General features: G+C 63.1%; 15 protein-coding genes and 1 pseudogene. 10 read left to right on the top strand and 6 right to left on the bottom strand.

Features of this window, described 5'->3' with window-relative positions; genetic code table 11:
- The first annotated feature begins 12 nt into the window (after nt 1–12).
- Nucleotides 13–774, top strand: a complete 762-nt coding sequence (locus ACZI8Q_RS17700; RefSeq protein WP_463374876.1) for an SDR family NAD(P)-dependent oxidoreductase — start codon at nt 13–15, stop codon at nt 772–774.
- A 5-nt stretch (nt 775–779) separates the two neighbouring features.
- Here the strand turns inward: ACZI8Q_RS17700 and ACZI8Q_RS17695 are convergent, their stop codons facing one another.
- Both ACZI8Q_RS17695 and ACZI8Q_RS17690 read right to left on the bottom strand, forming a co-directional pair.
- A complete protein-coding gene (locus tag ACZI8Q_RS17695; protein WP_463374875.1) occupies nt 780–1235 on the bottom strand; it encodes an SRPBCC family protein in 456 nt (151 codons plus the stop codon).
- A gap of 148 nt (nt 1236–1383) precedes the next feature.
- Nucleotides 1384–1932 carry a ribulose 1,5-bisphosphate carboxylase large subunit gene (locus ACZI8Q_RS17690; protein ID WP_463374874.1) on the bottom strand — a complete coding sequence of 183 codons (549 nt, stop codon included), beginning with the start codon at nt 1930–1932 and terminating at the stop codon, nt 1384–1386.
- A 119-nt stretch (nt 1933–2051) separates the two neighbouring features.
- Here ACZI8Q_RS17690 and ACZI8Q_RS17685 point away from each other — a divergent pair, with 119 nt between their 5' ends.
- The 3 genes from ACZI8Q_RS17685 (at nt 2052) to ACZI8Q_RS17675 (ending at nt 4718) form a co-directional block, all read left to right on the top strand.
- Nucleotides 2052–2540 (top strand): methylated-DNA--[protein]-cysteine S-methyltransferase, encoded by a 489-nt coding sequence (locus tag ACZI8Q_RS17685; protein WP_463374873.1) that lies wholly within the window; start codon nt 2052–2054, stop codon nt 2538–2540.
- On the top strand, nt 2537–3406 hold the full coding sequence (locus tag ACZI8Q_RS17680; protein WP_463374872.1) for a DNA-3-methyladenine glycosylase family protein: 870 nt from the start codon (nt 2537–2539) through the stop codon (nt 3404–3406). Before ACZI8Q_RS17685 ends, ACZI8Q_RS17680 begins: the two co-directional genes overlap by 4 nt.
- Nucleotides 3407–3485: 79 nt before the next feature.
- Nucleotides 3486–4718, top strand: coding sequence for a serine hydrolase domain-containing protein (locus tag ACZI8Q_RS17675; RefSeq protein ID WP_463374871.1), 1233 nt, complete (start codon nt 3486–3488; stop codon nt 4716–4718).
- A 57-nt stretch (nt 4719–4775) separates the two neighbouring features.
- Here ACZI8Q_RS17675 and ACZI8Q_RS17670 read toward each other — a convergent pair whose 3' ends face one another.
- The 4 genes from ACZI8Q_RS17670 to ACZI8Q_RS17655 form a co-directional block, all read right to left on the bottom strand.
- Entirely contained in the window at nt 4776–5228 is a 453-nt protein-coding gene (locus ACZI8Q_RS17670; protein ID WP_463374870.1) for a hypothetical protein, read from the bottom strand.
- Between the two features lie 80 nt (nt 5229–5308).
- Nucleotides 5309–5746, bottom strand: coding sequence for a hypothetical protein (locus ACZI8Q_RS17665; RefSeq protein WP_463374869.1), 438 nt, complete (start codon nt 5744–5746; stop codon nt 5309–5311).
- 289 nt (nt 5747–6035) lie between these two features.
- On the bottom strand, nt 6036–6503 hold the full coding sequence (locus tag ACZI8Q_RS17660; RefSeq protein ID WP_463374868.1) for a hypothetical protein: 468 nt from the start codon (nt 6501–6503) through the stop codon (nt 6036–6038).
- A gap of 490 nt (nt 6504–6993) precedes the next feature.
- On the bottom strand, nt 6994–9213 hold the full coding sequence (locus tag ACZI8Q_RS17655; protein ID WP_463374867.1) for an MMPL family transporter: 2220 nt from the start codon (nt 9211–9213) through the stop codon (nt 6994–6996).
- A 164-nt stretch (nt 9214–9377) separates the two neighbouring features.
- On the opposite strand from ACZI8Q_RS17655, the gene ACZI8Q_RS17650 reads away from it, so the two are divergent.
- From ACZI8Q_RS17650 to ACZI8Q_RS17625, 6 genes and pseudogenes are all read left to right on the top strand, one after another.
- Nucleotides 9378–10070 (top strand): TetR/AcrR family transcriptional regulator, encoded by a 693-nt coding sequence (locus tag ACZI8Q_RS17650; RefSeq protein WP_463374866.1) that lies wholly within the window; start codon nt 9378–9380, stop codon nt 10068–10070.
- 20 nt (nt 10071–10090) lie between these two features.
- Nucleotides 10091–10213 (top strand): hypothetical protein, encoded by a 123-nt coding sequence (locus ACZI8Q_RS17645; protein ID WP_463374909.1) that lies wholly within the window; start codon nt 10091–10093, stop codon nt 10211–10213.
- Nucleotides 10180–10333: pseudogene (locus ACZI8Q_RS17640) on the top strand (HAD family phosphatase); the annotation flags it as partial. The gene ACZI8Q_RS17645 and the pseudogene ACZI8Q_RS17640, both read left to right, overlap by 34 nt.
- A gap of 29 nt (nt 10334–10362) precedes the next feature.
- Nucleotides 10363–11334: a dipeptidase gene (locus tag ACZI8Q_RS17635; RefSeq protein ID WP_463374865.1), complete on the top strand. Its 972-nt coding sequence runs from the start codon at nt 10363–10365 to the stop codon at nt 11332–11334.
- A 61-nt stretch (nt 11335–11395) separates the two neighbouring features.
- Nucleotides 11396–12214, top strand: a complete 819-nt coding sequence (locus tag ACZI8Q_RS17630; protein ID WP_463374905.1) for an SDR family oxidoreductase — start codon at nt 11396–11398, stop codon at nt 12212–12214.
- Between the two features lie 33 nt (nt 12215–12247).
- Entirely contained in the window at nt 12248–13453 is a 1206-nt protein-coding gene (locus ACZI8Q_RS17625; protein ID WP_463374864.1) for an acyl-CoA dehydrogenase family protein, read from the top strand.
- Nucleotides 13454–13480 lie beyond the last annotated feature (27 nt).

Genomic DNA, 13480 nt, shown 5'->3' with positions numbered 1-13480 from the left:
GAGTATCGACAGATGTCCGTTCTCGACAAGTTCACGCTGAAAGATCGGGTAGTGGTAGTGACGGGCGCGTCGTCCGGGCTGGGTGTGGCGTTTGCGAAAGCAAGTGCGGAGGCGGGTGCCGACGTGGTGCTGGCGGCGCGCCGGACCGACAAGCTCGAGACCACAGCGGAATTGGTGCGTTCGGCCGGTCGCGAGGCCCTGACCGTGGCCACCGATATCGCCGAACCCGAACAGGCGCAGCACATGATCGAGGCTGCGATGGAGAAGTTCGGCAAGGTCGATGTACTGATCAACAATGCCGGTATCGGTACGGCATTCCCCGCGACGCGGGAGACACCCGAACAATTCCGGCAGGTCATCGACGTCAACCTGAACGGCTCCTACTGGGCCGCACAGGCCGCCGGGAAGGTAATGCTGCCAGGCAGCGCAATCGTGAACATTTCCAGCGTTCTCGGTCTGACCACGGCGGGACTTCCGCAGGCTGCCTACGCGGCGAGCAAGGCGGGCATCATCGGTTTGACACGTGATCTCGCCCAGCAGTGGGGGATGCGAAAAGGTATCCGTGTCAACGCTATTGCGCCGGGCTTCTTCGCCACGGAGATGACCGACCAATATCACGAGGGCTATCTGGAGAGCATGAAGCCCAGGCTGTTGTTGGGGCGGCTGGGTGATCCCGAAGAGCTTGCGGCGACGGTGGTGTGGCTGTCGTCGGATGCGGCGGCCTACGTGACGGGCCAGACCATTCCGGTCGACGGCGGAATCACCGTCACCTGAACGAATCAGTGTTCGCCTTGCGGGAGGCTTTCGAGGTTTCGCCGAAGGGTGCTCTCGGTGTTCTTGATGGCACTTTCCACGAACGGTCCGACGAGGTGACCCAGAGCCTTCCCGGCGAGACCGCCGGGAAGCTTGTAGGCGAAGTCGACGGTCAACTCGGTGTGGCTGTCGTCGACCGCAGTGAAACGCCAGGTCGACGAGTTCGCCACACCGTCGAGTGAAGCGATGGTGATCACCTCGTTCTCGATCCATTCGGTGACCTCGACCCGGGAACCGAGCTTCGTGGGGCCGACATGCATAGTGGCATCGAATGTGGCCCCCAGGCCCTGGACGAACTCGCCGGTTGGGGTGAATTCCGAAACGCCGAACATCCAGTCGGGCACGGTCTCGTAATCGTCCAGGTAGGCGAAAGCGACATCGAGGGGTACAGCTGCAACCGCGCAGTGATGAATTGTGGGCATCGGTGGGCTCGCCTTCGTCTCGGAGGTCGTGCTCCGTCGACTGTAATGGACCGTGGGACGTGAGCACCGTTAACCACGCACAGAGGCCTGAGCCTGTGCGTGGTTAACGAGTGTCTGGACTCGTCAACCACGCACAGGGGAAGTCGCATTACTCGCCGTCCTGCGCCTCTCCGCGTTTGCGGAAGAACTTGAATCCGGGGACACCCTGGATGGCCTGACGGACATCCTTGACGACCTCGAGCAGTTCGTGGATCTCGGGTGAGACGGTGTCGAGTGTGGCGAGGATCGGCATGAGTGCCGTCATTCGCGCGGTGAGTTCGGGGAGATGGTCGACGAGTCCTATCGCTGCGTGAATCTCGTCCTGACTCAGGTCGTCGAGGAATGTCCGGGCCAGCGGCGCAGCCTGCGTGGCCATCGGCTCGTATACGGCCAGCAGGTGCTGGGCGCTGTCGGATGTTCGACCGGCAGTAGTGACGACCTGCTCTGCGCCGTCGGTCACCGCTCCGGCCCTGGCGACGACCACCGCCGCGCCTTCGGTGACTTCCTCGACACGGGCCATCAGCAGCTCGACCTGGTCGAGCAGTGCGTTGAGGCGCATCGGGAGGCCGGCGACGAATGCGGTGGTGTCGACCGACCATCGCGCAACCTCGGAAGCGGTGCGCACGATGTCGCGGGGCGTGATGGGCGGCAGATCCATGCCCACATCATCGCGGACGGCACCTCACATATTTCACGGCCCCGGCGTCTGCTGTGTGTACATGGAATCCCCGTGGAGGGAACCTCGCGGGTGCCGTACCGGAGTGAAAGGATGGATCCGTGAACGTCGAGGCAGTCACCCACACGCAGGTCGATTCCCCGATCGGACCGCTGACCTTGGTCAACAGGGCCGAGGTCTTGGCGGGCGTCTACATGAGCGAGCACAAACACAGCCCGGACCCGAGGACGTTCGGGCCGAGGACCGGCGACGGTTTCGGTGGCGTGCAGTGCCAGCTCGCCGAGTACTTCGAGGGCGAGCGCGCGGAGTTCACCGTCTCTCTCGACCTCCGCGGTACGCCGTTTCAGCGTCAGGTGTGGGAAGCGTTGAGGACCATCCCGTACGGGCAGACGTGGTCGTACCGCGATCTTGCCGCCGCACTCGGCCGGCCTACTGCGGTGCGGGCCGTCGCGGCGGCGAACGGTGCAAATCCGATCAGCATCGTCGTACCGTGTCACCGGGTTGTCGGCAGCGACGGCTCCCTGACCGGGTATGCGGGCGGACTCGAGCGCAAGCGGACGCTACTCGAACTCGAGAAACGGGCCATATGATCGTTCGCCTTCCCTACGACCCGCCTTTCGCGCACGAGTCGTTGTGGAACGCGCTGGCCGCGCACGCGGTCGATGGGCTGGAACGGCAGGATCCGTATACCGGCAGCCACGGTCGCGTCATCGAGTGTTCGAGTGGGTGGGCGACGGTGGTGCTGACGGTTCGTCCGGAGGCCTGTCACGTGGAAGCGGACATCGAATCTGTGGAGGTCGACGTCGACGAGATCATCGGCATCGTCCGGTCATGGCTCGATCTCGATGCGGAGCCGGCAGTCATCGATTCCGGGCTCCGGCGCGATCCGGTGTTGGCTCCGCTCGTTCGGAGGAACCCTGGGATGCGCAGGCTCGGGTCGGTCGATGGCTTCGAGACGGCGGTGCTCACGGTGGTGGGTCAGCAGGTGTCCGTCGCTGCGGCAAGAACTTTCGGTTCTCGTTTGGTCGCCGCCTACGGGCGTGATCGCGGGGACTTCACGTTGTTTCCCACCCCAGAGCGTCTTGCCGCGGAACCGACAGAAAGCCTCCGTTCGGTGGTGGGTCTGACGGGATCTCGTGCGCGCGCCGTCACGGCCTTGGCGTCCGCCGTGTGTGACGGGTTGTCACTGCATCGCGACTTGTCACTGCATCGAGGCGATGATTCGGCGCGGTATCGCCGCGAACTCCTCGCGGTTCCGGGGATCGGACCGTGGACAGCCGATTATCTCGCAGTGCGGGTTCTCGGAGATCCGGACGCGTTCGCCCCGGGTGATCTGGTGCTCAGGCGGGCCCTCGGTGTCGACAGCAGCGCCGAAGCCGCGCGCCTTGCCGAGAATTGGCGCCCGTGGCGCGCGTATGCGCTGTTTCATCTGTGGGCCGACGCGGTGTATGGGTAGTTGTTTCGCTCGACCGGCCGTGTAACAGTGACGGGGGACACATTCGTGAAGCATTTCCTGACGGTGTGGGAGGGCTCGGATGAAGTGGTTCGCCGGCGTGGTGAGCGCAATGGTTCTCGCGGGAATGACGATCACGCCGGTGGCTTCGGCCGAACCCGTGCGAGATGGATGTTCCGTGCCTACGGCAGGTGCGGATTTTCAGCGGCGTGCGCCCGAGAGCATGGGCGTCGATCCGGGTGCACTTCACGATGCTCTCGAGTATGCGAGTGCCCGCCTTCGTTTTTCGATTCAGGTGGTTCGAGACAATTGTCTGATCGGTGAGGGTCCGTACAACCAGTACAGCGCCGACAAACCGTGGCAGTTGTTCAGCGCCACCAAGGGAATCGTGTCACTGGTGGCCGGGGTTGCCTGGGACCGAGGAAAGCTCGATCTCGATGGCCCGATCGGCACCTATCTGCCCGAAGGGTTGGGCGACGACGCACACCGCGCGATCACCGTCCGGCAACTGCTCACCCAGACATCGGGTCTTCTCGAATCGTTGCCCCTCGAGTTCGTGACGATCGGCAACGATCCGAGTTTACCGCGTCAAGCGATGTCCCTTCCTATCGTTCGGGAGCCTGGTGCAGACTTCCAATACAGCCAGCGCACGGCGGACCTGATGGCGTACGTGGTCGGCCAGGCGGTCGAGGAGGACATCCAAACCTTCGCGCAACGGGAGCTGTTCGGTCCGATCGGTATCGCGGAAGGTTCGTACAACTGGCTGCGGGACCGTTCGGGGAACACGTACGGATACGCCAATATGCTCATGCGGCCCAAGGACTTCGCGAAAATCGGCGTCATGCTCGCGAACGACGGAGTCTGGAGCGGACACCGTGTTCTATCGTCCGAGTACATCACGAAACTCGGTGAGCCGTCGCCGCAGAACGGCTGCTACAGCCTGCTCATGTGGACCAACGCCGGAGACACCTGTGTGAGCCCTGCGTTTCCGATGGAGGAAGTGGTCGGACACCGCATGATTCCCAGCGCCCCCACCGATCTCTACTCGTTGAACGGTGCAATGAATCAGAACGTGTTCGTGATGCCGAGCCTGGGCATGTCGGTCACCTGGACCGGACTGGAGGCGTCACAGGCCACCAGCTCGAACCCTGCGAACTCGGAGCTCTACCACGAGTTCTTCCGCATTCTCATGCGCGGAGTCGATGACGCGAACGTACCGGACCCCGGACCTTTCGCGCCAGGCCCGACGCTATCCCGTGTTCCCGGTGACCTGTTCGACCTCCGCGTGCTGGAAAGCGGTCTCGCGCCGAAGTAGCACGGCGGCAGGGAGGGGGCGGCAGATGCGCCGCCCCATCCCTGCCTGCGCGCGGGATCACGGGAATGCGGGGAGCACCACGCACACCAACCCGCCGATATCAATGCCGTTGGCAACTTCTATGGTCTCCGTTTCGCTGGTCCCCGCCAGGGTGATTTCATACTTCCCCACGTCTGTGGGTTCCCAGAAGGCGGATCTCGGTCCCGGTGCTGGTTCCCTGGATGTTTGGACTACCTTGTGCCGCAGGTAGTCTGAAGCGGCGTCATCCCATTTGTCTATGTAGAAGATGGTGAATCCGCCGGGAAGCGATGCGTTAGCGGCCAGTTCGATTGAGCAGGTGGTGCCGTAGTCGGTGCCCGCGAGACTGAAGGGCGTCACGCCCGGCGTCACATCGAGTCCCGATACAGCCGCAGAGGCGCTGGGTGCTGCCAGTAGTAGGGAGGCGCCGGTTGCCGCGAGAGCGACCGCCGTGCTTGCCGACCTACTTCGATGGATCATGTGGGTAGTCATCGTATTTCCCTTCGTTCGACACGACCACATGGAGTTGTCCTCGAGGTCGTATGCCGCCCGTCTCTCGTTTCGTTCTGGGATCACGCGAATGGGTTGTCGTAGATGACGCATACGCCTGGGATCGCGAACCCGCTGGCAACTTCCACTGTCTTCTTGTCTCCGGTTTCCACTAGCGAAATTTGATACTTCCCTACGGCGTCGGGTACCCACTCGAGCGTCAATTTCTCAGGGGTGACAGGAGAAGCGCCAGGAGACGCTGAGGTGCTGGCGCCGAGCGCCACGGGTGGCAAGAAAGCTGAAGTGGTGTCATCCCATTTCGCTATCTCGTAGTGGGCGGTATCGCCTGGACTGTCTGCCGTCGCCGCCAACTCGTATGTGCAGGAGGTGCCGTAGCCAGCGCTGGTGAAGACCGGAAAGGCAATTGGAGCTCCCACGGTGAAAGGGCCTGTTACGGTCGCGGATGCGGTGGACCCGGTCAGTAGTACGGACGCGCCGGCTGCCACGAGAGTGGCCGCCACGCTAGCGGTCCTGCGCCGTTGAATCATGTTGGTACGCATAGTGTGTCCTTCTGTTCCAATTGTCATTTCGGTACCTTTTTCGACGGTACAAAACAGGGTCGGTGTGAGGCGCAATCCACGGGAAGCGTCCACACGCTGGGTGGGACGGTGTCGGACCTGGAAACGGTGTGATCAGGGCGAGTGCCGTAATGGGTCGATGACTGTTGCACCGTGACGAGCGTCGACAAGCGGGCGCGGTGGCGAGGGAGGGTGACAGATGAGCCGCCCCCTCCCTCGTTCCGTGCATGGATTATGCGGGGAGCACAATGCACACGAAGCCAGCGAAGCCGATACCCGAGGCAACTTCCACATCGACCGTTTCTCCGGTTTCCGTGACCGAGAGTTGATACTTCCCCGTGGCGTCTGGAACCCACTCGTACGTCAGCGGGTCACCGGCAGCGGTTGCAGCATCGCTGGCGCCGAGCGGCACGGGAGGAAGGTAGGTGCCAGGATTGGCGGGGTCCTCCTCTGCGAGCGCGAAATTGGCCACATCGTTTGCGGCGCCTGCTTCTGCCGCCAGTTCGTACGAGCAGGTGGTGCCGTGGTCGGTGCCTGCGAGACTGAAGACCCCGAACATTGCATTCGAGGTCACCTTGAGGGACGGGTCTACTACCGTAGCGGATGCGTTCGGCGCGGCGAGAAGCAGGGAAGCGCCTGCTGCCGCGAAAGCGGCCGCCATGCTTACTGCGTTGCGCCGTTGAATGATGTTGGTACTCATGGTATTTCCTTCCGTTGGTTACACCTTTGTGGTGTTGACTCCAACGGTATGCAAGAGGCTTGGTGGGCGGCATCAACCAAAGGTGGTGATGTGACCACACCCTGGGTGGGCCGGATTCACGCACGTCATGCGCAGTCGGCCAGTAGGTCGGGACTGGTGTACGGGTTGATTGAGAATCGGTGCGCGACACACCCGCTGCCGGACCCGGTATCGGGTGCGATGGCGGTGGGTGAGGGTATGGGGTCGTGGATCTTCTCGCCCACGAAACCCGGGCGAGACAAGGCCTACAGTAATCGGGCCCCGACCACGATGCTCGATGGCGCATGCGCCATCGGCATCGCCTCCCACGAGGCCGGTCGCGCAGACACAGACGTCGAGATCGCGGGCGCGCCCTTCTTTGGCAGCCACCGCGCTTCCCTTCTGCTTACACAGCAGATGCGACACACTGAGCGTACGCAGGCAGTACTCGGAAACGTCAAGTGTTGAAACTTCAGCTATTCGCCTTGGCAAGTGCCGATGGCCACCAGATCTTCCTGCCGATGTCGTGCGACAACGCGGGGACGAGGATGCTGCGCACGATCATCGTGTCGAGCAGAACGCCGAACGACACCGCGAAACCGACTTCGGCCAGGAACACCAGCGGCAGCACACCCAACACAGCGAACGTGGCGGCAAGAACGATGCCGGCCGAGGTGATCACACCGCCGGTGACGGCAAGACCACGCAGCACTCCGTCGCGAGTGCCGTGCTGCTCCGTTTCCTCACGGACACGGGTCATCAGGAAAATGTTGTAGTCGATGCCCAGTGCGACCAGGAACACGAAGGCGTACAAGGGGAATGCTGGATCGGCGTTGGCGAATCCGAATACGTGTGTGAAGAACAGGCCGCACACACCCAGGGTCGCGGCGAACGACAACACGACGGTGCCGATGAGAAGAATCGGAACCAGCAGCGCCCGAAGCAGAACGGCAAGAACGATGAAGATCACCACCAACACGATGGGGATGATCAGATTCCGGTCGTGCACGGACGCCTGCTGCACATCGAGTGTGGTTGCGGTGGTGCCACCGACCAGGGCGTCGGCGCCGGGGATCGCATGGACGGCGTCGCGGAGACGCTGCACGGTATCAAGTGCTGCATCCGAGTCGTACGAATCGGCCAATACGACGTTCAACATCATGCGTCCGTCGATGGGGGCGACCTGGAAGGCCTCGGGCGCGCATCCCGCCCCGGCGCCCGCCGCCACCGCCTCGGGATTGGTCTTCAACGCTTCTGCGACCTTGGCGGTGTCCACCTGCGGGCACACGGCTCCAGGATCCTGGGACACCCCCTCGAGCCCCTCGACGGCATCGGTCACCGCGGCAACCGAATCGGCGTTGGTGATGATCACGGCAGGAGCGCCTGCGCCAGGGTCGAACTTCGAATCGTAGAGTTCCTGTCCCACCACGGCATCAGGGGTGTTGGTGAAGTTCTCGGTCGAAGACAATCCGTCGGTCTTCAGGCTGCCGATGCCGACGAAGAACAGCACCAGCAGCAGAAGGGTGGTGCCGATCCAGAGTGGTCGATCCTTGCGCCCGACCAATCCAGCGATCCGCCCCCAGATGCCGTGAGCGGTCACATCCGCAGCTTGATCGACCTTGGGTTTGCGGGGCCAGAAAACCCACCGGCCCGCGGCGGCCAATGCGACCGGGAGGAAGGTCATCATCACCAGGTAGGTGCAGGCGATGCCGATCGCAGCCACGGGGCCGAGACTCTTGTTCGAGTTGAGTTCCGAGAACATCAAGCACAGCAGACCCAGGATCACGGTGACGGCCGACGCGGTGATGGCGGGCGCGGATTCACGCCACGCCTTGATCATGGCGTCGAACCGGCTCGTGTGGAAATGCAGCTCTTCCCGATAGCGGGCGATCAGCAACAATGCGTAGTCGGTTCCCGCGCCGATCACCAGCACGAACAGAATGCCTTGACTCTGACCGGTGAGCGTGAGGAGTTCGGCGTCGGCGAGCAGATAGATCACCATCGAGGCGAGGCCCAACGCGAGCAGCGCCGAGAGCAAGGGGAAAAACCACAACACCGGTGAGCGGTAGACGACCAGAAGAATCAGGATGACGACCAGCAGGGCCGCGCCCAGCAAGGTGCCGTCGAGTCCTTCGAACGCATCGATGAAGGCGATGAGTAGCCCCGCTGGTCCTGCGGGAAGGACTTCGAGCTCGGAGACTGCCTTCTCGGCGGCGGCGAGAACATCCTCCTCCGTGGCGGCGAGGACGTCACCCGCTACCGGCTCGCCTCCGGACTGCGAGATCAGCGGCACATAGAGGGATGCGGTGGTTCCGTCGGCCGAGTACTTCGGGTCCGCAATGGCCTGGGGATCCACACCGGAGATGTCGGCTATCGCGACACGGGCCTGCGCAATCGCAGCCTTGTCCTGGTCGGTGAGTGCCGTCTCACTATGGAACAGTACGAAACCGGGGATGGTCTCGACCTGGAGGAACTGTGCGGATTCGTTGGTGACCAAGGTGGATTCGGCAGTATCCGACAGGTAGGAAGCGTTGTCGTTCTTCTGGACCTCGGTGAGTTTGCTCTGGAACGTTCCGCCGAATCCGCCGGCGAAGAACGCGATGATCGCGATTGCGACGATGGTGAACACCGGCCAGCCTCGACGTACCGGTGCGTCCTTCTGATCCTTCTCGGATGATGCCAGTGTGCTCACGGGTTGCTCCTCCGACGCGGTCGTCAGGCCCACCACCGGTCACGAAGGCGGGTTTCCCACGGAGTCCAGTACAACACGGCGTACCAGGTGCGACACGCTGATTTCGTCAGGATCGGTGGTCCCGGGAGCGCATCCGTGGCGATCGTTGACGTATAAATAGGCGCATGTCTCTCAACGCACCAGACGAGGCAAACGAGGAGCCGCCCTCGTTGGCGGATACTTCGCTGTTGCGCGACCTGCCGACGACCGTCCGCGGGCTGCGCACGAGGTCGGCGCTGGTCTCGGCGGCGCGCACGGTGTTCGAGCGCGACGGGTATCTCGACTCCCGGCTCATCGACATCACCGCGGAAGCGCAATGCTCCGCGGGCACCTTCTACACGTACTTCGCGGGTAAGGAAGAGATTTTCGCGGCGGTTCTCGAGACTGCGCAGGAAGACATGATGCATCCGGGTATGCCGCATGTGGCGGCGGACGACGATCCGGTGGCCGTGATCGAGGCGAGTAACCGTGCCTACTTCGCCGCGTACCAGCGCAACGCCAAGCTGATGGGTCTGCTCGAACAGGTTGCCAACATCGATCCGCAGTTCCGGCGGTTGCGGCAGAAGCGTGCCGACGCATTCGTTCGGCGAAACGCGCGCAGCATCGCAGCTCTGCAGGATCGGGGGCTCGCGGACAACCGGATGGATCCGCTTCTCGCATCGCTGGCGTTGTCGGGGATGATCAGCCGTCTCGGATTCGCCTACTTCGTGATCGAGCCGAGCGTGGCGGACGGTGGCCGGCCGTCGTCGTTCGAGGCGCTCGTCGCGACCGCCACACGGCTCTGGGCAAATGCGTTGCGCCTGCCGGTTCAGGACTGATACCCGAGGCGTCTGCGTATATGTCCACACTCGAGAAGGATTCGGCGCGCACCGCCGTGCTGGTGGATTTCGGGGGTGTACTCACCCCGGATACGGACACCCTGGCCGTGATCGCCTCGAGGTGCACACCGAACAGGCTGTGATGATCGACGACCTTCAGCAGAACCTCGACGGCGGCCCGACTCGGCATTGCCGGGGTCCTCGACACCTGCGCCGACGACACTCGCCGTCAACTCGCCGAGCGGTTCGGTATCGGAGCGTAGCCCTTCCGGGAAGGGCAGGATGAACACCTATGACCCTGATCTGGGACCAGCACGCCTGTCTGCCGTTGCAGCCGGACGCAGATGTCGGGCCGCTGATGCGCTTCGGTCACCCCGGCGCGACTTTCGTCTCGGTCAACGCCGGGTATTCGCCGCACAGCTTCGCTGATTCGACCCGGCTTCTCCGAAATCTTTCGGCCAGAATCGCCGAGCATCCACGTCTCGACCTCGGGTTCTTCGTCGAAGATATCGAAGTCGGTGGTGCCGGTGGAACGATCAGGGTCGCTTTCGATCTCGAGGATTCAGCTCCTCTGGACGGCGACCTGGCCAATCTCCACACATTCACCGACCTCGGCGTGCGAACGATGCTGCCGACGTACAACCACGCCAACCAGGCGGGCAGTGGGTGCCTCGATGCCAACGACCACGGACTCACGAGGTGGGGACGTGCACTGGTGGCCGAGATGAATGCGGTCGGGATGGTTCCCGATGGATCGCACTGCAGCACACGCACCGGATTGGACATGTGCGCCGCCTCGACACGGCCCGTCGTCTACAGCCATTCATGTATGCGGTCGGTGTGGGATCACCCCAGGAACATCTCCGACGACCAGGCTCGTGCCTGCGCCGAGACGGGTGGTGTCGTGGGTATCACGGGTGTGGGGATCTTTCTCGGTCCCAACACACCTACTCTCGACGCGATGCGGCAACACCTCGAGTACGCCGTCGAACTCGTGGGCATCGAGCACGTCGGTGTCAGTACCGATCACTCCCTCGATGCCGAGGACTTCCTGAGGGAGATCGAGGCCAATCCCCACCTGTTCGACGAGTCCTACACGAAGTGGGGCGCCATCGAGTGGATGGCTCCCGAAGCATTCATCACGTTGGGGAAGCATCTGTCGCAGCGCGGGTGGTCGGACGACGACGTCGCGGCAGTCCTCGGCGGGAACTTCTTGCGAGTCGCGCGGCACACCTGGCCGAACCGACAAGCGCACCGATCTTGAATCTGAAGTCGGATTCAACTATGAATATTGCGAGACCCGGATCATGACCGAAGGGATTGCCGTGAAGGTTGCAGGCAAGGTCGCCGTAGTCACCGGTGGCGGCGGCGGTATCGGCGGTGCGCTTGCACGCCGCCTCGCCGACGAAGGTGCGAAGGTTGTGGTGACCGACCTCGACGGTGACGCCGCACGGGCCGTCGCAAGCGGGATCGTCGCCGAACACCCGGACGCAGTGGTGGGTATCGGCGGCGATGCCTCCGATACCGAGGACATTCGCAAGGCCCTGAGGGTCGCCGAATCCGAGTTCGGGCCCGTCGATCTGTACTTCGCCAACGCCGGAATCGGTGGACAACCCGGTCTGGATGCCAGCGAGAGCACCTGGGAGCAGTCGCTCGATGTGAACCTGCGGGCGCATATCCGGGCTGCGCAGATCCTGGTGCCGCAGTGGGAGGAGCGAGGCGAGGGTTACTTCGTGAGCACCGCCTCCGCTGCGGGACTGCTCACGCAGATAGGTTCGGCCACCTACTCCACCACCAAACATGCCGCTGTCGGCTTCGCCGAGTGGTTGTCCGTCACGTACGGCAACCGCGGAATCCGGGTCAGCTGCCTGTGCCCGATGGGCGTCAACACCAAGCTGTTGTACGAAGGACGCGATTCCGGTGATCGCCTCGGGGTGGCCGCGACGCGTGCCGTCACCACGGCGGGCGATGTTCTCGAACCCGCGGAGGTTGCCGAATTGGTTCTGGCAGCAATGGATGCCGAGCAATTCCTCATTCTTCCGCATGCGCAGGTTCTCGAGTTGTACCGCCAGAAGGGGTCGGACTACGACCGGTGGATTCGAGGTATGCGCCGCTTTCAGGACGCCGTCATGCAGGAAGCCTGACGGCCACTCTCGTTATCGACCACAGGAGTAGACATGTTCGAGTTCTCGGATCGTGCTTTGCAATACAAGGCAGATCTCCTCGACTTCATGGACGCACATGTGTACCCGGCGGAGCCGGTGTACGACCGGCAGATGCGCGAATCAGGTGATCCGCACTTCCAGCCTCCGATCCTCGAGGAATTGAAAGCCCAGGCCCGAAAGCGTGGCCTGTGGAACCTCTTTCACCCGCACGCGGAGTGGGGTCCTGGCCTCAGCAATCTCGATTACGCACCGCTGGCCGAGATCATGGGCCGCAGCGCCCTCGCCCCGGAGGCATGCAACTGCAATGCTCCCGACACAGGGAACATGGAGGTGCTCACCCTCTTCGGGAGCGACGAGCACAAGAAGAAGTACCTCGAGCCACTGCTGGACGGCACGATGAGGTCGGCGTTCGCGATGACCGAGCCCGCGGTGGCAAGCTCGGACGCCACCAACATCGAACTGAGCATGACCCGGGACGGAGACGAGTACGTCCTCAACGGCCACAAGTGGTTCGCGTCCAATGCGATGCACAAGAACTGCAAGGTGCTGATCGTGATGGGCAAGACCGACCCGGACGCGGCAGTGCACCGGCAGCAGTCGATGATGGTGGTCCCGATCGACGCACCGGGAATCACGGTGCTGCGCAATCTTCCCGTGTTCGGCTATGCAGACCGAGAAGGCCACGCGGAGATCACCTTCGAGAACGTGCGGGTTCCATCCAAGGATGTTCTGGCGGGTGAGGGCGCAGGATTCGCGATCGCTCAGGCGCGCCTCGGGCCGGGGCGTATTCATCACTGCATGAGGGCCATCGGAATGGCCGAGCGGGCGCTCGAGCTGATGTGCCGGCGGGCATCGTCCCGCGTCACCTTCGGTCGTCCGCTCAGCGAGCGAAGCAATATCCAGGATTGGATTGCCGAGGCGCGAATCGAGATCGAGATGGTGCGTCTGCTGACGCTGAAGGCTGCGTACTTGATGGACACGGTCGGGAACAAGGAAGCCCGTACCGAGATCGCCGCAATCAAGGTTGCCGCCCCCGACATGGCACTGAAGATCGTGGACCGCGCCATTCAGGTTCACGGCGCCGGCGGGGTCACCGACGACTTCCCCCTCGCAATGGCCTACGCACATCTTCGCACCCTCCGGCTCGCCGACGGCCCCGACGAAGTGCACAAACGCGCCATCGCGCGGCAGGAACTGCGACCGTACCGTGACGTATAAGCGAGAAACCGATGACGATTGATCGAG

The organism is Rhodococcus quanlei (assembly GCF_055231015.1).
Note: the sequence above shows the minus strand (reverse complement) of the source record. Positions and strands in the feature narration are given on the sequence as shown.

Coding starts and splice junctions, on each gene's coding strand:
- ACZI8Q_RS17700 (WP_463374876.1), top strand. CDS start 13: ATGTCCGTTCTCGACAAGTTCACGCTGAAAGATCGGGTAGTGGTAGTG.
- ACZI8Q_RS17695 (WP_463374875.1), bottom strand. CDS start 1,235: ATGCCCACAATTCATCACTGCGCGGTTGCAGCTGTACCCCTCGATGTC.
- ACZI8Q_RS17690 (WP_463374874.1), bottom strand. CDS start 1,932: ATGGATCTGCCGCCCATCACGCCCCGCGACATCGTGCGCACCGCTTCC.
- ACZI8Q_RS17680 (WP_463374872.1), top strand. CDS start 2,537: ATGATCGTTCGCCTTCCCTACGACCCGCCTTTCGCGCACGAGTCGTTG.
- ACZI8Q_RS17675 (WP_463374871.1), top strand. CDS start 3,486: ATGAAGTGGTTCGCCGGCGTGGTGAGCGCAATGGTTCTCGCGGGAATG.
- ACZI8Q_RS17670 (WP_463374870.1), bottom strand. CDS start 5,228: ATGACTACCCACATGATCCATCGAAGTAGGTCGGCAAGCACGGCGGTC.
- ACZI8Q_RS17660 (WP_463374868.1), bottom strand. CDS start 6,503: ATGAGTACCAACATCATTCAACGGCGCAACGCAGTAAGCATGGCGGCC.
- ACZI8Q_RS17650 (WP_463374866.1), top strand. CDS start 9,378: ATGTCTCTCAACGCACCAGACGAGGCAAACGAGGAGCCGCCCTCGTTG.
- ACZI8Q_RS17645 (WP_463374909.1), top strand. CDS start 10,091: ATGTCCACACTCGAGAAGGATTCGGCGCGCACCGCCGTGCTGGTGGAT.
- ACZI8Q_RS17635 (WP_463374865.1), top strand. CDS start 10,363: ATGACCCTGATCTGGGACCAGCACGCCTGTCTGCCGTTGCAGCCGGAC.
- ACZI8Q_RS17625 (WP_463374864.1), top strand. CDS start 12,248: ATGTTCGAGTTCTCGGATCGTGCTTTGCAATACAAGGCAGATCTCCTC.